Raw genomic sequence first — 17,347 nt, 5'->3', positions numbered from 1 at the left:
CCTGTCAGGCGCTCAGGCTCGCCCGGTCGCCCATCACCACGACCGGGTGCTGCTTCGGGTCCAAGGTGCGCAGCAGCTTCTCCATGGCCGGCTTCGACACACTCACACACGCCGAAGTCCCGCTGCCGTGGTCCATGTGCAGCCAGATGCTGCCGCCCTTCGACTGGCCCTGCGGGCGCGTCGGGTCGTTGGGCGGGGTGCCCTTGACCCGGTTGTAATCGATGGCGATGACGTAGTCGAAGTCGTGCCAGTGGGACTTCGCCCAGTAGTGCGGGGCCTGGATGGACGCCGACTGCGTGTACGGGAGGAGGGCGCCGGGATCGGCCAGCACACCGCCCGCGTCGCTGAGGGTGAAGACGCCGACCGGGCTGCGCTTGTCGTCCTCGTGGTGGTTGGCCGCCCAGCCCTTCTTGCCGTTGTGCGCCTTCCAGCCGGCGACCTTGTCCCAGGTGGAGCCGGACTTGGTGTAGAGCATGACGGTGGAGTCGGCGGAGTCCTTGCCCGCGCCGTAGACGGCGACGACCTGGCGGGACTCGGCCGGGATCTGCGACTGGAGCCGGCTCCCCACATCGGGGATGCGCTTCAGGCCGGTGGTCTGCTCCTTCTGCTTGCCCTTCTCGGCGGCGGCCGACCGCCCGGCGCCGCTCTTCTTCGTGTCCTGGCTGTCGCCGCAGGACGTCAGGGTCGTGAGCAGGACACCACAGGCGGCCGCCGAGACCACCACTCGTACCGCACCGGCTATATGCATCTGCCCATGCTCGCACCTGGTGACGTGCGCCTTCGCCCGCCCGAGGGGGACCCGGCGAAAGCGTGCCGAATCTTTACCCGTCCGCGGCCGGGCCCGCACAGCCGGTCCCGTCCCCGGCCGGGACCCGATAAAAGCGTTTGCCGCGCCCCCGGTGATACGCGAGGCTTGCACGGTTTGGTTCCCCGCCTGCGAATCCCCGCGGGCGGCCCGGTGTTTCACCCGATGCGTCCCGGGGCCCCTCGCGGGTCCCGGCCTCTTTCGATTCCTTTGGGACGTCATGCACATTCGCGATCTTCCGTACCTGGATCCCGGCGATCCCGATGTCCGCTCGGGCCCTCGCTTTCTGTACTGGCTGGGCCGCAATCAGATCCGTGGGCAGCTCAAGTCCCTGCTCTGGGGCCTCCTGCACCAGTGCTCCATCGCGGGCTACCCGCTCAGCGTCGGACTGGCCGTCCAGGCGGTCATCGACCGGTCGGGCGGACGGCTCGCGCTGGCGGGCGGCCTGACCGCGCTTCTCGGCGTGCTGACCTCGGTGAGCGACACGATGCTCCACCGCAGCGCCGTCACCAACTGGATCACCGCCGCGGCCCGGGTCCAGCAGCTGCTGTCCCGCAAGACCGCCGAGCTGGGTTCGGCGCTGACCCGCAGGGTCGCCGCGGGCGAGGTGGTGGCGGTCTCCACCGGTGACGTGGAGAAGATCGGGTGGTTCGTCGAGTCCCTCTCCCGCTTCCTGGCCGCCGCGACGGTGCTGGTCGTCGTCAGCGTCGGACTCCTCCTCTACCTGCCCTCCCTGGGCATTCTCGTGGCGATCGCCATGCCCTTCCTGGCCCTGTCCGTGCTGCCGTTGCTGCCCCGCGCCACCCGCCGTGCCGACGTCCAGCGCGAAAAGGCGGGCAAGGCCACCGAGCTGGCCTCGGACACCGTGGCCGGGCTGCGCGTGCTGCGGGGCATCGGCGGCGAGGACCTGTTCCTGGACCGCTACCGGCGCGCTTCCCAGGAAGTCCGCAAGGCCGCGGTGCACAACGCCCGGATGTGGTCGCTCATCTCAGCGGTCCAGGTCCTGCTGCCGGGCGTGCTGCTGCTCGCCCTGGTCGTCTACGGGGCCTCGCTGGCGAGGGACGGCAAGGTCGAGGTCGGCCAGCTGGTCACGGTGTACAGCGCGGCGACCCTGACCCTGTTCCCGCTGCGTCACTTCGAGGAGATCGCCATGGCGTACTCCTTCTCCCGGCCCTCGGCGCAGCGGGCGGTGCGGGTGCTGTCGCTGAGCCGGACCGCTCGTGCGGCCACGGCCACCACCGTCCCGACGGGCGACCTGTACGACCCGGTCACCGGGCTGCTCGCGCCCCAGGGGCTGTTCACCGCCGTGGTCTGCGGCGATCCCGACGAGGCGGGCCGGCTGGCGGAGCGGCTCGGCGGGCACGCCCAGCCCGAGGAGCGGGAAGAGTCGGGCGAGGACACGGCAGCCTCCGGGCCGCCGTCCGTCCTGCTGGGCGGCGTACCCCTGGACGAGCTGGACCTGGACGCGGCGCGGGCCGCCGTCCTGGTCCAGGACAAGGATCCGGTGCTGCTCTCGGGCACCCTGCGTGAGCTGCTGGACGTGCCGTCGTCCGGCAGGGTCGCGGCTCGGGCCGCCCTGTCGGCCGCCCAGTGCGACGACGTCCTGGCCGCCCTGGCGCAGGCGTCCCCCGGCTCGGACGGCGAGCCGCTGGACACCCGGATCACCGAACGCGGCCGGTCGCTCTCCGGCGGACAGCGTCAGCGGCTCGCGCTGGCCCGGTCGTTGATCACCGACCCGGACACCCTCGTCCTCGACGAGCCCACGTCCGCCGTCGACTCACACACCGAGGCGCGGGTCGCCGCGGGCGTGAAGGCGCTGCGCACGGACCGTACGACCGTCGCCTTCTCCTCGTCGCCGCTGCTGCTGGACCTGGCGGACCGGGTGGCGCTGGTCCACGGGGGCTCGGTGGTGGCCGCCGGTACACACCGTGAGCTGCTGCTCTCCGAGAAGCGGTACCGGGACGTCGTCACACGCGATACCGGCGAGGAGCCGGCGGCCGCGGCGGGCCGCGACGAAGAGATCGGCACGAGCGAGGAAATCGAGGAGCGGGCATGATCGGCATGGCCCCACCGGCCCACGACCCGGCGGCCCCTGAGTCGGCCACGACCCTGCCGGTCGGCAGCCCCGCGACGGTACGTGCCTATGTGCGGGGGCTGATCCGCCGCCACCGGCGCCCGTTCATCGTGGTGACCCTGCTCAACACGCTCGCGGTGACCGCCTCGATCGTCGGTCCGTACCTGCTGGGCGGGCTCGTCGAGGATCTGTCCGAGGGCGCCACCGACCTGCATCTGGAGCGCACGGCTGCCGTCTTCGCGGTCGCGCTGGTCGTTCAGACGGTGGCCACCCGCATGATGCGGCTGCGCAGCGCGATGCTGGGTGAGGAGATGCTCGCCGATCTGCGCGAGGACTTCCTCGTGCGCTCGGTGCGGCTGCCCCCGGGCGTGCTGGAGCGGGCCGGCACGGGTGACCTGCTGTCCCGGATCACGACGGACATCGACCGGCTCGCCAACGCGATGCGCGAGGCGGTGCCGCAGCTGACCATCGGCGTGGTGTGGGCGGGCCTGCTCATCGCCGCCCTCACCATCACGGCTCCCCCGCTGGCGCTTGCGGTGCTCGTGGCGTTGCCGGCGTTGCTGATCGGCTGCCGCTGGTACTTCCGCCGGGCGCCCTCGGCGTACCGCTCGGAGGCCGCCGGCTACGCGGCGGTCGCGGCTGCGCTCGCGGAGACGGTGGACGCGGGGCGGACCGTGGAGGCGCACCGGCTGGGCGCGCGCCGGATCGCCCTGTCTGACCGGCGCGTCAAGGAGTGGACCGCCTGGGAGCGTTGTACGTTTACCATTCTCTCGGGGGGGGGCATACAAAAGCCCCGCCCCTCCGAAGAGAGACGGGGCCCTGGGCGGCCGGGGTGGCTGTCGACCTCCCCCTGACCGCCCGCCGCACGCCGTGGAGTGACGTCCCTAGCGTGCGGGGTCTTCCTCGCCGTCACGGACGACGAACGCGAAGCCGGTGACGACCCGCCGGAACCCGCGGTGATTCGCACGGCCGGCATGGCGCAGGCATTCGGTGTTCACCTTCTCGCCGTCCGTCGACTTCGAACTCCACTCACACGACAGGCACAGCCCCTCGTACGTGACGTCGGTGTCGGGGTGCTGGACGATGTGGTGCGTCACGGGGCGGATGACAGCGCGTGGACTCATCGCCGCCCCCTCTTCCCGTGGGGGTGGCGCCCCAGTTCCACATTGCAGTCAGAGACCGTGGAGGCATCCCCTTGCCGCCTGGCGTCGGCCCGCTGCCGCGCGAGCGACGCACAGACGTCGCAGCCGGCGACGGGGACGGGTTCGAGTAACAGGGCGGGGTCGCTCAGATGTACCGGTTCGGTAAGGTCAGGCATGTCGACGCTCCTTCAAAGCGTTGGCCACGCCCCGGGACCGGTCGCACGGTCGCCGGGGTCTTGTCGTCATGGTATCGCCTTGTATCTCTACGTAGCGAGACGTATCCCAATGAACCTCGTCAGAGGCGGTCGTCTAGCTTGTTGATCATGGTCGCCAAGCCCGATGACGAGATTGATCCCGGAGCCCCGCTGACGCCGTACAGGCAGTTGGCGGAGATCCTCCGCGCTCGCATCTTGCGAGGCGACTGGGCACCTGGCCGGCGCATGTCGAGCGAGACCCAACTCGTGCAGCAGTACGGGCTTGCGCGGTCCACGGTGCGACGCGCCATTGCTGTACTCGTTGACGACGGAGACGTGTTCGTCGTCCCGCAGCGCGGCACCTTCGTGTCCAACCCACCGGCCGACAAGACGCCGTAGATCAGGCGTGCGCTTCGACCCGCATCAGGTCGTGGGCCCGCTGAATCACGTCGGGGTCCTCCAGCGTCAGCGTGCCGACGTAGGCGCCCCGCCACCCGTACGCAGTCGTTCCGTACTGGTGGGGCCGGATCTCCGACAGGGTGTTGCGCACGTCGAATGTCCAGGGAACCCCGTCGACCTCAATCCACGCGTTCCGAGGGCTCATGGTACGGGCCCAGCCCGAACACAGACACCAGCGGCCGATCTCCTCTGCCGACGCCCCCAGGGAGCAGTGCCGCGCTGCCACGGACCACAGGTCGGGCATCCGCCCTTCCGCGTCGGCCACCGTCCCGACCACACCCATGCCCTCATGTCCGCGGTGGGCGTAGGCAAGGAGTAGGTAGTCCTGGTGGTGCCAGTCGTACAGGAATCGACCGATGACAAGGCGCGAGTCGCCTTTGATCTGCTGGGGCATGCCGTTGACCCTATCCAAGTACGGGCGGGCCCCCGGGCCGAAACCGAGGACCCGCCCTAGCTCACTTCACCTGCCGGCGTCAGTGACCCGGGGAGCCGCTACCGCCGTTGCCGTCGCCACCCTCGATGTCGGTGTTGTCCGACCCGTGGCCGCCGTTGTCGTCGTCCCCGCCGTGGAGGATGATGCCGAGCGCGTGTCGCATGATGACTGACCCTTTCCGTTGAAGAGCCGGCGCTGATTGCGTCGTGTCATCAAGATGTCGCTCTCTGTTGGACACTCCTACGGCATTCCGGGGACACAGCGGACAGTCCGCGCTATCGTCCAGAGTGTCCACAACGTCCGGGGGTGGAGCATTGAACACCGCGCTGCGATCCGCTATGGACGAGGCCAATATGACGGTGGGTCGTTTAGCCCGCACCGTCGGAGTAGACCCCCGGACTGTCGACCGGTGGCTGTCCAACCCGCTACGAGCACCGCGCACCACCATTCGCGCCGACGTAGCCCGTGCACTAGGAGTAAGTGACGCCGTGCTGTGGCCCAAGGTTGCCAGGAGCGCCATAAAGACGGGCGCCGATCGCGAGATCCTCGCCGCCCACCCCTACCGAAACGCCTGCCCAACGTCGGTATGGGCCGGGCTGATTGACGAAGCGTCGACATCGATCGTCTTCGCCGGCTACACGAACTACTTCCTCTGGCAGGAACATCCGCGGCTGGCGGAGCGACTCAAGGCCAAGGCGTCGGCCGGCTGCTCGATCCGCTTCCTGCTTGGCGACCCGGAGTCCGACGTCACCCGGCGGCGCGAGGAGATCGAAGGCGTCCCGCTCACCGTTACGACGCGCATCAACATCACCCTGGACGCGCTGAAGCGCATGGGCGACGCTCCGGGCGTCGACGTGCGGTTCTCGGACGGGCACATCGCACTGTCGGTCTTCAGCTTCGACGACGAGATGTTGGTGACGCCGCACCTTTCGTCGCTCCTCGGTCACGAATCCCCCATGCTGCATCTGCGCCGGCTCGGGGATGACGGGCTGTACGATCGGTTCGCCTCACACGTGGCGGCGCTCTGGGAGGGCGGACGCGCGGCGTAGGTCCGGAAACGCCAAAAAGCCCCCGCCGCGGGATGCGACGAGGGCTCTTGGTAGTGCTCAGTACAGCCACATCTTCTGCGTGGTCCCGTGGCGTGTGTCCTCGGGTCGGAGGCCTCTCCGGGCCACGTTGACGGCCTGCGTGCGGCTCACGTTCATGCCCAGGTTCTTGCCGTCCATCTGCTCCAGCTCTTCGGCGACTTTGTTGCGGACCGCCTGCTCTATGTCGACGGGCTCCACGTCCTCCGCCTCGTCCGCGGCCCGAAGGAGAGCGGCAGCCAGCTCGCGGGCCTGGGCGGGGGTGGGGAACATCCGGTCGACGCCTTCGACCATTATCAAACCTTCGGGGCCATAGCTCTCCGCCCCGGTGGCGATGGTGGCGGACTCGAAGGGGCCCATTCCTCCATCGAGATCCTCGATCTTGAACTCCATCGTTCTCTCCTCAAACGCCGACGGAACGCCGGCTGGGGTTGAATACATCGTGACACTCGCGGATGTCAACGAGCACGGAGCTGGGCGTTGCCCCGGGGAACTTCCTGATCCGCGGCGTTGGCCCGTTGGCGGCACCCCTGATCGTCACAACGCTCAGCCCCAGGTCTTCGGCTGCTTCGGCGTACGTTACGAGGACGGGCTTGTAAGAGGCTTCCAGGGGCTCCAGGACCTCTTCCTCCTCCGGCTCCTCCGCAGGCTCCACAGCGGGCCCCTGGGGCGCCTCTGCGGGTGCCTCATGCTCCTCGTTGTCGTCTTCCTCTGCCGGCGGGTCGATGTGCAGCACGTGGGCGGCGACCAACGGCGGAACGGCCGACACAACGACGACCACCCAGAGCGTTGGGCCGAAGACGGTTGCGGTGATCACGTGTTCCGTCACCTGTGCCGCCGTTGCCATAAGGAGAGCGAGGAGAGCGCCGAACGTTGCGTTTCGGGAACGGCGTTGGGCGTCGCGTTCCTTCGACGTTCCGACGGCAACGCGCGCCGCCTCCTTCTGCGCCTTGGCGACGCTCGCCCCGATCGCCGCGTAGAGGGACATGACGGCCGGCATCAGCCAGGCGAAGCGTGAGTCCCAGCCGGCCATCTGCGCGAGCGCGTACTCACCGGGGGCGGAGAGCGCCAGGGCGGCGTACAGGACGGCGGTCTGACCGTACTTGCGGGCCAGTCTGACGTGCAGGGGCGTTCTCGGCATGGCTCCTCGTTCGTGTGCGGTGGTCGGGGGGTCGGATGGAGCCCCCACCCGTGCGATTGGCAGGGGCTCCAGGTGTCACGCTGCGATCGTGATGGGAGCGGTGATGTCGGCGTGGCGACGGATAGCGGCGACGATCATCACGACCTTCGGGTCCGTCGGGATCACGGCGTGGCCACCGGCGGTGTAGCGGTAGGCATCTGTGGCCCAGGCGTGCATGAACGCCTCGTACTCGTCCTGACTGAAATGCCCGGACCGGTACCACGACTCCACCGTGTCGACGTTCATCTTCGCCATGCGGAACGCATTGCAGTCGACACAGTGAGCAGTCATGCAGTGGATGTTGCCCGGCTCGGCAAGCACGGGGCATCCGGCGGGGACGTCAACAGTGACGGGGGCCAGCTCCACGGCCGGTTCTTCGACGACCGTCACAGACTCCGCAGCGGATTGTACCTCCCGGTACGCGCGGATGGCCGCTCCCGACAGCCGAACGGTCGACACACCGGCCAGCTCCGCGGCCTTGTGCAGATCCGTCGTTCCGTAGTGCTCCAGGTACCAGCCGGCCAGGAACTCCGTCTGCGCCGCCCACGCCGCGCGGCGGTCCGCGTCCCGACGGGCCCGATCCTCGTCCTTCGCAGCCTTGACGCCAGCGTTGACCTCCCGGACCGTCCAGCCGGCCGCCTTGGCGGCGCACGAAGTGCCGAAGTACGAGACGTCCCCGTCCTCGTTGCCGTCGACGTCTAGGGGCATCAGCATGACCGTGCCCTTCAGCTCCTGCTTACCGCACAGTTCGCAGGTAGTGACCTCGTCCGTGGTCCCCTTGACCTTGTAAGCCTTCATGTTCTGCTCCTCCGTGAGTCTCTGGCGTGGCTTCACTATGACACAGTTGTGTTGCGCAACACAACACCTGACGCCGATCCCGCGTAAGTCGACTCACGCAGCAGCGCCACAAGCCCTCCCCCTGGCAGCGTCACTACCCATCCACCGCGCACCCGGGTCCGGTCGCAGCCGGCGTCAGCCGCCTGGCGGAGGATGCGGCGTGCGGTCACGTCGTCGGCCCGCCCCGTCGCGCCGTTCTCCAGGGTCACGCGGTAGCGCACGGGGTGTTCCTGACGGGCCGGCGAACGTCGATGAAGGCGTCCTTCGACAGCCAGGCCGCTCCCCCGCCCTCCAGCGGGACGACTGCGGAGCCGTACTCGCCGACGCCCGGGGAGCCGGCGGCCACTCGCGTACGGCGGTGGAGGGTGAACTCGTCGCCACGGCGGATCATGCGGGCGGGGATGGAGAGGTTGAGGTGGGTCGTCGGCTGGTCCATGGCGTACCTCCGTCAGCGCCTAGCGGATGTTGCGGTTCAGGTTGGCGAGCATCTTGTTGAGGTGCACGTCGTGGATCAGGTACTCCCCCAGCCGGCCCGTAGTGGCGCCGGGGAAGCGCTGGAGCAGCTCCCATGCCCGCTGCCGGGCGACGGGGAGAGGGATCTCGGGGTACGCCTCGCGGAGCCGGCGGGCGGCTCGGTTGGCTTTCAGGTGGCGGAACATCAGCGCGCCACTCGGAAGTAGTACCGGTACGCCACGCCGTCACGCTCCGCCTTGCTGTTCTCCTGCCGTACCCGGAAGTCGGCGAGGAACTGCCCCCGCTCGGTTCCGATCACGTCGTGCGGTCCGGTCTCGCCCGGACGGTGGCATACGATTTCGTACACGGCGTCTCCTGACGTCGAAGTGATGGAGTGCCACCGCCGCGGATTCGAACCGCGCGCCCTGGCGGTGGGGGTGCCGGGGCTTGCCTATGCGGGGCGGGTGGAGCTAGCCGACGATCGTCACGTCGTCGTCAACCCGGAACACCCGCTCCTCACCCGACGAGAACACAACGAGCACCGTGTCCCCCGCGCCCGTCACGCTGTCGACCAGGTGCGGCATGTCGTTCGGGTCGAGAATCACGCGATCGTTGCGGTACAGCGCGTCAGCGGTGATGGTGTCGGTCATTTCTCCTCCTACGGCCTGCCTCATCAGCGCGGGTAGGCCAGTCCCCGCGGAAGCCCCGGAGGGCGTTTCGGCTGTCAGGCTCCGGATGCCAGGGTCACCAGGCGCCGGAAGGACCGCAGCGCGTCGCCCCGGTTGCGGGTGGTGAGTGATACGACGCCACCCTGACGAACGCGGTACCAGGTGCCCGGCACCGCAGCCATCTGCCGGCGGTGGTCGTACGCCGAATCGAGCGCGATCCCCGAGCGAAGCGTCTCCGCGGTCCAGTTCATGATGTCCTCCCCTGCCGGACCCTCCGTGAGTCCCTGGCGATGTCTCGACTATGACAGGTTATGTTGCGCAACACAACCCCAGTGGGGGAGTTCCGTGAGTCGACTTGCGGAACTCCCCCGAGCCGGCCTACTCCCCGGTCAGGAACGCCGCCATCCGGATGATGTCGGCTGCGGTGTGATCGGTGCCGGCCAGGAGTTCCTTGGCGCGGATGACGAGGGTGTCCCGGGAGGGACCGGCGCCCGCCCCCGCGAACGGATCGACCGGCGTCACCACCTCCACGGCGTGAGCCCAGACCTTTTCCCACGACGGCTCTCCGTCACCCTGGACCCGGTACGGCAGGTTCGAGTCGTCGGGGTCGACCTCCACCAGCGTGCCGGTCATGCCGGCGAAGTAGCCGGGGGCGTATTTGTATCCCTGGGTGATGCGGACTCGGTCGCCGACCTTGGGGGCGCTCATGCGTTCTCTCCTGCCAGGAAGCGGGCCACGGCGAGCAGCTGCGGGACGTCACGGGAGCCGACCAGCCGGCGAGCCTCCTCCAGGAAGGCCACGCGGGGTGACGGGTTGGGGGTGGGCTTCGTGGGAGCCTCCACTTCGTACGCCCACACGATCTCGCCACCGGGCAGGCGGACCCGGTACTTGCAGTCCGTGTTGTCGGTTCTGGTCAGCACCCCGATACCCCCCACGTGCTCGGGGTCGCAGGCGCTCTCCGGGCAAACGATCCGCACGACGTCACCAACCGCCGGGAACATGGTCGTCTCCGCCTCTCCCCCGTCGACCCCGTCGGCCAGGGCCAGGATGCCGCGGGCGAAGGTGCGGGCGTCGGCCGGCGTGAGGGCGACGTTGGCAACTCCAGGCTCCAGCCAGACGACCTTGTCCTCCACGCGAGCCTTGATGGTGTCCGAACGGTTGTATCGGCACTGTGCGATGTACTCGGTCATGATCTCTCCTCTGTCGTGGTGGGCACTTCCGTGAGTCGACTCACGGAACTCAGTCGGTGAACTCCGCGTCGAAGATCCAGGCGTCCGCCAGGTCGTCAACGGCGGCGATGATGTCGGCGCCCCACAGGGCGGCTTCGTCGGGACGGACACCCTGAAGGTCGTAGGCGTCAAGGGAGGGGTACATAGCAGACTCTCTTTCGGTCGGTTGATGAGTGACTTACGCAGCCAGCGTGATGTGGTGGCCGGCGGCGACGTTACGGGCACTCTCCAGTCCGCGACTCCGGAGCTTGCGCAGGGCCTGGCAGCTTCGGTGGGAGCTGATGCCCATCTCGTCGCTGGTCTGCTCGTCGGACTGGCGCAGCCCTCCGATGCCGTAGAAGGCGCGCAGTGCGTACGCCTGACGGGGCGGGACCTGGGTGAGCAGCCAGCGGGCCAGGTCCCGACGCTCCGTGGTGGCGGTGAAGTCGGCGGAGGTGTCGGGGGTGAGGTCCGCCCACGTCAGGCCGCTGTCCCCGCCCGGAGCCGGAGCGTCCAGGCTGCCCGTGTCCGCAAGTGCCTCACACACGCTCACAAATGCTTCACGCGAGATGCGGTGCGTCACGTCGGGGTAGGTCGATACGATCGTCCAGGCGCGGTCAACGTCGCCCGCTGCCTCCCACAGGGCCCGTCGAACCCGGATCACCATCACCGGGTTGACCGTGACGGCGCTGGACATCCGGACCCACTCCTCCGCAACGGTGCGGCGCAGTGCCCGGTAGGCGAATGAAGAGAGGGACGCGGAGTCGGCCTCCGTGGAGTACTCGCGGATGTGCTGGATGAGCACGATCCGGGCCTCCTGGAGCAGATCCTCCGCCTGGTCCTCGTTCGCGGCCGGCGCGACGGACCGAACGGTGCTTCGGATCAGCGGCTCGTAGGCGGAGACGATGTCCCACATCGCCGTCTCGTCCCCGCCCTGTGCGGCCAGGATCTGAGTGTTGGTCACGGTGGTCTGAGACATGTCGGCTCCTCGTGAATGACTGGTGTACCTGGGTTATGGGGCGATAGCTCAAAGATGTGACGCGACTCTTTTGTGGCCTGGGTCACATGTAGTGCCGTGCTTCAGGGCGCACCCGCCCCAGCTCCTGTCGGAACGGGTGCGCCGGGGGTCCGTGAGTCGACTTGCGGAGCTTAGATGTCTTCGACCGTCAGGCCGTAGGACTCCGCGATCGTGACGTCAGCCACGGCCAGGGGGCAGAACTCCCAGCCGGCCGCGCGGTAGAGGGTCGTGGCGTCGATGAGCGTCACGACGTCAGTGCGGTGCAGGAGCGACAGCTCCGTCAGCGTCGCCAACTCCAGCAAGCTGGCTGCCTGGGCCGGCGTCGAGCGAGGCCCCGTCAGTACGTTCACTGCATCCCCCCGGGATCTGGACCTCCTCCCCCTCCCATCGGGCAAGGGACCGGTCCATTGATGCTGTGGCACCCCGCACATACGCCAGTGCGCGAGTCACGTACGAGATGCCGGTTTCCAATTGTTCCAGTAGCTCCGCACGGGAGCTGTCCAGGGCGATGTTCTCGGTCGGACGGGAGGGGTCCGCGGTCATCCGCCGGCCTGTCCCGTCCGGGTCCACGTCGGGACGCCGCCCCGGCATGGTCACTGCGTCGTCGTAGATCGACACCATCTGACGGAGTTCGATCAGGTCACGATCCAGCGTGTCCAGAAGGTTCATCAGGTGCTGTCCGTCTGCGACGTGATTTGGACTGTAGGTCACTGCTCCCCCACGGGCAATCGTCGTGCGCACGTGGCGCGAGTGGCGTTACCGCCGGTATGTCATGGTTTGGGGTCTCGGTATGCACCCTGAGTAAGTACGACTTATGTTGCGCAACAGAGCTGACCTGCGGTTCTGTCGCGCGACATAGACCAGTGCAATCTTGAACGGTGTTATGGATTCGTTACCGATGTGAAGGTGGTGTGTGCGTGGCGAGACGGCCGAACAACTCAGCGCGTAACCGTAACCTCGCGCTCCGTGTCCAACTGACCAGCAAGAATGCGGAGCCAGTCGGACATGTCCAGATCACCCTTGGCTCGGTTGCACTCCGCGCACGCCGGCGCGAGGTTGAACGACTCGTGAACGCCCCCTCTCGCAAGAGGAGTCATGTGGTCCACTTCCGCTACAACCATCGGGCCGAACGAAGCGTCACAGTAGATGCATGACCACTCGTCCGCCTCCTCCCACCGTCGCAGAGTGTCACGCCGTGACGGGCCGTGAGACGGCTCAGGTGCACGCATAGGGGGCAGAATGGGACAGGGTCGGGGCACCGGGTGCCTGGCGGTGGACGGTCGGGAACCGGCCACGGGGGACCGGTCAACTCCGGTCGCCCTGCGGACGGCTGGAACGGGGAGACGGGCGGTCATGCTGCCACCGGCTGGGCTGCGTACCACTCGTCGTGCGCCGCCCTCTGGTCGCCGGGCAGGTACAGCGAGCCCCAGCTCCTCCCTCCGATCTCCGGGTCGGACTCGATGGGCACCCCGAAGAGATCGAACGTCATGCACTCCCCGATCGCCCTGCCGATCTCCTCCGCCTCCGCTGCCGGCGCCGACGCGATGATCTCGTCGTGTACGGGCAAGCGGAGATACGACAGCAGCCCGGCGGCCTCCATGTTGATCAGCGCCTGCCCCAGGCAGTCCCGTGCGGCACTTTGAACCTGGTAGTTCGTCACGGCGTACGTCCTGTCGCGGTCCAGGGGCAGGCGCCGGCCGGTCACCGACGTCGTCACCATGCCGTTCGAGAACGCCTCACGCTGCCATCGGTTCGCCGCCCGTCGCACCTCCGGGTAGGTCCGGTGGTAGGCGGCGACGGCCCTCTTGACCTCCTCCAGCGGGGCGCCGGTCTGACGCTGGATCGTGGCAGCGCCACCGCCGTAGACCACCCCGAAGCCGATGGCCTTACTGATCTTGCGGTGCTTCGGCGTGAAGTCGGGACCGAAAACCAGCTCCGCGGTGAACGAGTGAAGGTCTCGCCCGGCGTTGATCGCCTCCTTCATCCGTGCCACGCCGGCCAGTGCCGCCAGGACACGAAGCTCCACGGCCTGGAAGTCGACGGAGATGATCCGCTCCCCCGGCTCGGCCAGGAAACACCGCCGGATCTTCCAGTCACCCGACGGCAGCGTCTGAACGGCAGGGTTCGTCACGGACATGCGCCCGGTCCGTGCCTGCATGGTCCGGATGCCCGGGTGAATGCGCCCGGTGCGGTCCAGCGACGTCAGGAAGTTGTCCGCGTAGGCCGACTTCCACTTGCCGGCACGCTTCGCCTTGATGACGGCGACGGCGAGCGGGTTGGGCGTGCGGACTCCCAGGCGGTTGCCGTACAAGTCCATGTCCGCCAGGGCGGAGAGAACGCTCTTGTCGGCCTTGACCGCCCCGCCGGCTGTGCGCTCCGTCAGTGCCTCACCCATGCCGATGAGTGCTTCGGCGATCTGGGCGGGGCTGCCCAGCTTCTCCACGCCGTACGAGCGGACGATGGCGGTCTGGGTCTCCTCCTCCTCCCCCAGCTCATCAGCCAGACGTCGTGTGTAGTCCTGGTCCAGGAGCAGGCCGCGGATCTGCATGTGGCCGCAGATGCGGGCCACCTCGTGCTCGTAGTCGACAAGGCGCTGCGGGACGCCCAGGGTGCGGAGCTTCTCCTCCAGCTTGGGGCGGAGACGGGCGGTCAGGAGTACGTCGCCCCCGCCGTAGCTCTGGTACACCGGGTGCCACAGGTCGATCCGGCTGAAGCCGTTCGCCTTCACGAGTCCGAGCGACCGGAAAACCGCAGTGAGATCCCCCTGCGTGTCGGCCGCCGTCGGGTCGATGTAGTGGTCCGACAGAGGCTTGAGGCTGGAGCCGATGCCACCTTCCTGAACTGCCCGTGGGTCGACGAGCTTGGAGCACAGCATCGTGTCGACGGCGTTCTTGCACAGGTCGTCGTACGGGATGCCCAGATGAACGTGCAGGGCCGGCGCATCGAAGCCGTGCCAGTTGTGGCCGGTGATGCCGACGCCGTCAATCAGGATGCGCAACGCCGTACGGGCTGCCTCCTTGAACGGCGCCCCCAGCTCGGTCGGGATGTTCCACGCCTCGTCCTGGCTGCCGAACTGGACGAGACGGACGTACTCCGGGTCGCCAGAGAGAACGCTCAGCCCATGAGTCTCCGTGTCAACGGCGACAGGCTGCAGCTGGCGGGAGAGCCAGGCAATGAAGTGGGCCAGGTCCTCCGGCCGCTCGGGTACCGAGACGGGGAACTCGCGCCCCAGAAGGGGGAAGGTAAATTGCCTCATGCTGCCTCCTGTCCGAAGATGTCTGAGCCGGCTGGTGCGTCGGCGAGTTCCTGCTCTGCTGCGTTGGCGACCTGGATCTCCTCATCCGTCTTCAGCCGCAACCCGTCGAAGCCCCAAGCACCCTTGCGCTTGGCCTTCTTGAAGCCGCGGGACTCCAGCTCGACCGCGAGAGCCCAGCCGCTGAGCTTCTCCTTGCGGTCCAGGCCGGCGTCCTCCGCCCACTCCGCGTAGGCCCTGCGAATCGCCATGGGGGCAACCCGGACGTCTCCGGAGCGGACACACCGGGCGTTCAGGAACTCAGCGAGCCGGTCCTCCGACTCCCGGTACGCCTGGGTTGCGGTGGCGACGGAGGACGGCTCACTCAGCCCGTCCGCGTACCACTCCACGGCGCCGGCCACGGCCCACGCGAGGATGCCCTCCGCCTCGTCACGGAGCTTGGCGGGGAGCGTGGTGTCCTTGTTGCCCAGTGCGTTGGAGAACGTCGCGTCGAAGGGGATCAACTTGACCCGGCGCCACGTCCCCTCGTCCTGCGACAGGATGGCCGGCTTGAAGTTGCCGGCGACGAGGAGCAAGAAGCTGGGCACGTAGGTGAACGGGTTCTGGTTCAGGAACCTGCACGTGATCGGGTCGCCACCGGTCAACTGCTTGACCAGGGCCTCCGCCAGGCGGCTGTACTTCTCGGTCTCCGACGCCGTCACGAGCCGTGCACCGCGGAGGGAGGCCAGCTCGGGCGACGCCTGGCCGACGTTCACGGACTTCTCAAAGGTGGAGAACTGCGTCGCCTGGGTGACGCCCTTGAAGACGTGGATCAGGGCGTCCAGGAAGACGCTCTTCCCGTTGCTCCCCTGCCCGTGCATGAAGGCGAAGCAGTGTTCCGACGTCGACCCGGTGATGCCGTAGCCCACCAGCCGGCGCATGAAGTCCGGAAGGTCGGGGTGTTCGGGGAACACCTCCGTCAGGAACTGGTTCCACCGGTCGGCCGGGGCGCCGGGGTAGTAGGCGACGTCGAGCCGCTTGGTGATCATGTCTGCCGGCGTGTGCGGGTGGAGCTTGCCGGTGCGGAGGTCGACCGTCCCGTTCGCCACGGACAGCAGATCGTGACGGGCGTCGAAGTCGCTTGCCTTTACCGGCACCCCAGGAGCGCTCGGCAGCTCCTTCATCACGGCGTCGATGGACCGGTTCGTCAGCGCCTTGAGCGCCAGGCGGCGCTTCGAGTCGTCGGCCGACGCGATCAGCTCCGCCCCCATCAGGTGCAGGGACTCGCGCACCTTGTCGCCTCCCGGCGCCCACACCTTGCCGTCCCAGACGAGGAAGCCGAGCCCCTTGGCGTAGCGCACTCCCCCGCCGTTGCGGGCGATGAAGTCGCGGAGCATGACGGCAATGCCGACGTCTGTGCTGTCGAACGCCTGCCGCGAGGAAAGGTCCATCGACTCCAGGGCGGCGTCAGTAGCGGGCATGTCGATCTCCTCCTTCACGGGCTCGGGAACGGGTGCCGACGTCAGGTCGACGACCGGGGCGGAACGGACGGCGGTGTGCAGCTCACTGGCGAACGTCTCCGGTGTCCTCTCCCGCCAGGCGGTCAGGTCCTCCTTGACGTTCGGGAACTGGAGCTGACGCGGGGCGTTGCCGTCCTCCGTCAGCGCTGCCGACAGAACCGCGATGCCCCGTGCTCCCGCGTCGTCCGGGTCGAAGGCGAACACGACATCACGGCCGCGGAGAACGGTGACCAGTTCCGCCACGAGGGCTGCGTTCCGAGCCACACCAGCGCCCCGGATGAGGAGCGCGTCGTAGCCCACGCCGACCGACGTCAGACCATCTCCTGGCCCCTCCGTGACGAGGATCGTGTCGTAGCCCGTGCCGGCGGAGAGCAGGCCGTACTTCGACCACATGCGACCCTCCGGGTTGGCTAGGGACACCCAGCGTGCCGGGCAGCGTCCGCCGATATCGCGTCCCTGTAGGCCCCGTGCGACGCCATCGGCGCCGTAGAGCGGGACGGTGATGCGCGGGTGCCTCGTGAAGCCGCGAGAAAGCCACGGCTGTGGGCGGTCTCCCGGTGCCGCGTATCCGACGCCCAGGTCTTCCGCCTGGTCGACGGAAAGGCCGAAGCGACGGGCTAGGTACGCCACCGCCTCCGGGGAGTCAGCCAGGGCGGCCGACGTCTCGTCGACAAACATCTTCAGGCCGGCGATCTCTCCGGGGCCGACGGTCTCCGGCGCCTTGGCGGAGATGGTCTTCATACCCTGGCTGTCGACGTTGAAGAAGTCGGACGGATGCAGCCCCAGCTCCTTCATCTTGGCGCCCACGTCCGTCTGAGTGCAGCCGGCCCGGCAGACGTAGAGGAGCTGTCCGCTCTCCTTGAGCGTCAGCTTCAGGCTGGGCGTGGTGCGGTCTCGGTGGGCTGGGCAGTACGCAAGATGACCGTCGTGGTCGTCGACGACCCCGCTCAGGCGCCCCAGAATTTCGGTCAGTCGCACGGCTCTCCTCTCGTCGTGGGCGGTCTCCTACGCCGAAAGCCCCCTGCTCCGGAGAGTCAGG

At 68.3% G+C, this 17,347-nt stretch carries 24 protein-coding genes, 1 other RNA gene and 1 pseudogene; 4 read left to right on the top strand and 22 right to left on the bottom strand.

Going from position 1 to position 17,347, the window contains the following annotated elements:
• Positions 1-4 precede the first annotated feature (4 nt).
• Positions 5-724, bottom strand: a complete 720-nt coding sequence (locus tag B082_RS0129220) for a L,D-transpeptidase family protein (RefSeq protein ID WP_018555347.1) — start codon at positions 722-724, stop codon at positions 5-7.
• A gap of 301 nt (positions 725-1,025) precedes the next feature.
• On the opposite strand from B082_RS0129220, the gene B082_RS0129215 reads away from it, so the two are divergent.
• Both B082_RS0129215 and B082_RS36935 read left to right on the top strand, forming a co-directional pair.
• Positions 1,026-2,861 (top strand): ABC transporter transmembrane domain-containing protein, encoded by a 1,836-nt coding sequence (locus B082_RS0129215; protein ID WP_018555346.1) that lies wholly within the window; start codon positions 1,026-1,028, stop codon positions 2,859-2,861.
• Positions 2,858-3,652: pseudogene (locus tag B082_RS36935) on the top strand (ABC transporter transmembrane domain-containing protein); the annotation flags it as partial. The gene B082_RS0129215 and the pseudogene B082_RS36935, both read left to right, overlap by 4 nt.
• A 111-nt stretch (positions 3,653-3,763) precedes the next feature.
• On the opposite strand, the gene B082_RS0129205 reads toward B082_RS36935, so the two are convergent.
• A complete protein-coding gene (locus B082_RS0129205) occupies positions 3,764-4,003 on the bottom strand; it encodes a hypothetical protein (protein WP_026250314.1) in 240 nt (79 codons plus the stop codon).
• A gap of 341 nt (positions 4,004-4,344) precedes the next feature.
• Between B082_RS0129205 and B082_RS0129200 the strand changes: the two genes are divergently transcribed.
• Entirely contained in the window at positions 4,345-4,614 is a 270-nt protein-coding gene (locus tag B082_RS0129200; RefSeq protein WP_026250313.1) for a winged helix-turn-helix domain-containing protein, read from the top strand.
• A gap of 1 nt (position 4,615) precedes the next feature.
• Here B082_RS0129200 and B082_RS0129195 read toward each other — a convergent pair whose 3' ends face one another.
• Positions 4,616-5,068, bottom strand: a complete 453-nt coding sequence (locus tag B082_RS0129195) for a hypothetical protein (RefSeq protein ID WP_018555342.1) — start codon at positions 5,066-5,068, stop codon at positions 4,616-4,618.
• Between the two features lie 79 nt (positions 5,069-5,147).
• The gene (locus tag B082_RS40325) at positions 5,148-5,270 is read right to left on the bottom strand and encodes a hypothetical protein (protein ID WP_018555341.1); all 123 of its coding nucleotides are present in this window, start codon (positions 5,268-5,270) and stop codon (positions 5,148-5,150) included.
• Between the two features lie 325 nt (positions 5,271-5,595).
• Between B082_RS40325 and B082_RS0129185 the strand changes: the two genes are divergently transcribed.
• A complete protein-coding gene (locus tag B082_RS0129185; protein ID WP_018555340.1) occupies positions 5,596-6,156 on the top strand; it encodes a hypothetical protein in 561 nt (186 codons plus the stop codon).
• A gap of 57 nt (positions 6,157-6,213) precedes the next feature.
• Here the strand turns inward: B082_RS0129185 and B082_RS0129180 are convergent, their stop codons facing one another.
• The 18 genes from B082_RS0129180 to B082_RS0129105 all read right to left on the bottom strand — a co-directional run bounded on the left by B082_RS0129180 (position 6,214) and on the right by B082_RS0129105 (position 17,286).
• Positions 6,214-6,585, bottom strand: a complete 372-nt coding sequence (locus tag B082_RS0129180) for a hypothetical protein (RefSeq protein WP_018555339.1) — start codon at positions 6,583-6,585, stop codon at positions 6,214-6,216.
• Positions 6,586-6,595: 10 nt separating this feature from the next.
• Positions 6,596-7,333 carry a hypothetical protein gene (locus B082_RS0129175; RefSeq protein WP_018555338.1) on the bottom strand — a complete coding sequence of 246 codons (738 nt, stop codon included), beginning with the start codon at positions 7,331-7,333 and terminating at the stop codon, positions 6,596-6,598.
• A gap of 75 nt (positions 7,334-7,408) precedes the next feature.
• Positions 7,409-8,170 (bottom strand): hypothetical protein, encoded by a 762-nt coding sequence (locus B082_RS37550; protein ID WP_018555337.1) that lies wholly within the window; start codon positions 8,168-8,170, stop codon positions 7,409-7,411.
• 244 nt (positions 8,171-8,414) lie between these two features.
• Positions 8,415-8,645, bottom strand: a complete 231-nt coding sequence (locus B082_RS0129165; protein WP_018555336.1) for a hypothetical protein — start codon at positions 8,643-8,645, stop codon at positions 8,415-8,417.
• A 19-nt stretch (positions 8,646-8,664) separates the two neighbouring features.
• Entirely contained in the window at positions 8,665-8,868 is a 204-nt protein-coding gene (locus B082_RS0129160) for a hypothetical protein (protein ID WP_018555335.1), read from the bottom strand.
• Complete coding sequence (locus B082_RS39325) at positions 8,868-9,029, bottom strand: hypothetical protein (RefSeq protein WP_018555334.1); 162 nt, start codon at positions 9,027-9,029, stop codon at positions 8,868-8,870. The genes B082_RS0129160 and B082_RS39325 overlap by 1 nt, the downstream gene beginning before the upstream one ends.
• A 103-nt stretch (positions 9,030-9,132) precedes the next feature.
• Complete coding sequence (locus B082_RS0129150) at positions 9,133-9,312, bottom strand: hypothetical protein (RefSeq protein WP_018555333.1); 180 nt, start codon at positions 9,310-9,312, stop codon at positions 9,133-9,135.
• 9 nt (positions 9,313-9,321) lie between these two features.
• Positions 9,322-9,385, bottom strand: an RNA gene (locus B082_RS37635) — hammerhead ribozyme type II.
• 1 nt (position 9,386) lies between these two features.
• Entirely contained in the window at positions 9,387-9,581 is a 195-nt protein-coding gene (locus B082_RS0129145) for a hypothetical protein (RefSeq protein ID WP_018555332.1), read from the bottom strand.
• Positions 9,582-9,708: 127 nt separating this feature from the next.
• Entirely contained in the window at positions 9,709-10,038 is a 330-nt protein-coding gene (locus B082_RS0129140) for a hypothetical protein (protein WP_018555331.1), read from the bottom strand.
• Positions 10,035-10,520 carry a hypothetical protein gene (locus B082_RS0129135; RefSeq protein WP_018555330.1) on the bottom strand — a complete coding sequence of 162 codons (486 nt, stop codon included), beginning with the start codon at positions 10,518-10,520 and terminating at the stop codon, positions 10,035-10,037. Before B082_RS0129135 ends, B082_RS0129140 begins: the two co-directional genes overlap by 4 nt.
• 49 nt (positions 10,521-10,569) lie before the next feature.
• Positions 10,570-10,704 (bottom strand): hypothetical protein, encoded by a 135-nt coding sequence (locus tag B082_RS40320; protein ID WP_018555329.1) that lies wholly within the window; start codon positions 10,702-10,704, stop codon positions 10,570-10,572.
• Positions 10,705-10,737: 33 nt separating this feature from the next.
• Complete coding sequence (locus B082_RS0129125; RefSeq protein WP_018555328.1) at positions 10,738-11,517, bottom strand: sigma-70 family RNA polymerase sigma factor; 780 nt, start codon at positions 11,515-11,517, stop codon at positions 10,738-10,740.
• 170 nt (positions 11,518-11,687) lie between these two features.
• Positions 11,688-11,849 (bottom strand): hypothetical protein, encoded by a 162-nt coding sequence (locus tag B082_RS0129120; RefSeq protein WP_158688911.1) that lies wholly within the window; start codon positions 11,847-11,849, stop codon positions 11,688-11,690.
• Positions 11,809-12,225 carry a DUF7169 domain-containing protein gene (locus B082_RS40550; RefSeq protein WP_420707701.1) on the bottom strand — a complete coding sequence of 139 codons (417 nt, stop codon included), beginning with the start codon at positions 12,223-12,225 and terminating at the stop codon, positions 11,809-11,811. Before B082_RS40550 ends, B082_RS0129120 begins: the two co-directional genes overlap by 41 nt.
• 269 nt (positions 12,226-12,494) lie before the next feature.
• Entirely contained in the window at positions 12,495-12,785 is a 291-nt protein-coding gene (locus B082_RS40545) for an HNH endonuclease (RefSeq protein ID WP_420707700.1), read from the bottom strand.
• Between the two features lie 122 nt (positions 12,786-12,907).
• On the bottom strand, positions 12,908-14,812 hold the full coding sequence (locus tag B082_RS0129110; RefSeq protein ID WP_018555325.1) for a DNA polymerase: 1,905 nt from the start codon (positions 14,810-14,812) through the stop codon (positions 12,908-12,910).
• Complete coding sequence (locus B082_RS0129105; protein ID WP_018555324.1) at positions 14,809-17,286, bottom strand: DNA primase family protein; 2,478 nt, start codon at positions 17,284-17,286, stop codon at positions 14,809-14,811. The genes B082_RS0129110 and B082_RS0129105 overlap by 4 nt, the downstream gene beginning before the upstream one ends.
• Between the last annotated feature and the right edge of the window lie 61 nt (positions 17,287-17,347).

The sequence above is a fragment of the Streptomyces sp. ATexAB-D23 genome (assembly GCF_000373645.1).
Taxonomy (GTDB): Bacteria; Actinomycetota; Actinomycetes; order Streptomycetales; family Streptomycetaceae; genus Streptomyces; species Streptomyces castrisilvae.
Note: the sequence above shows the minus strand (reverse complement) of the source record. Positions and strands in the feature narration are given on the sequence as shown.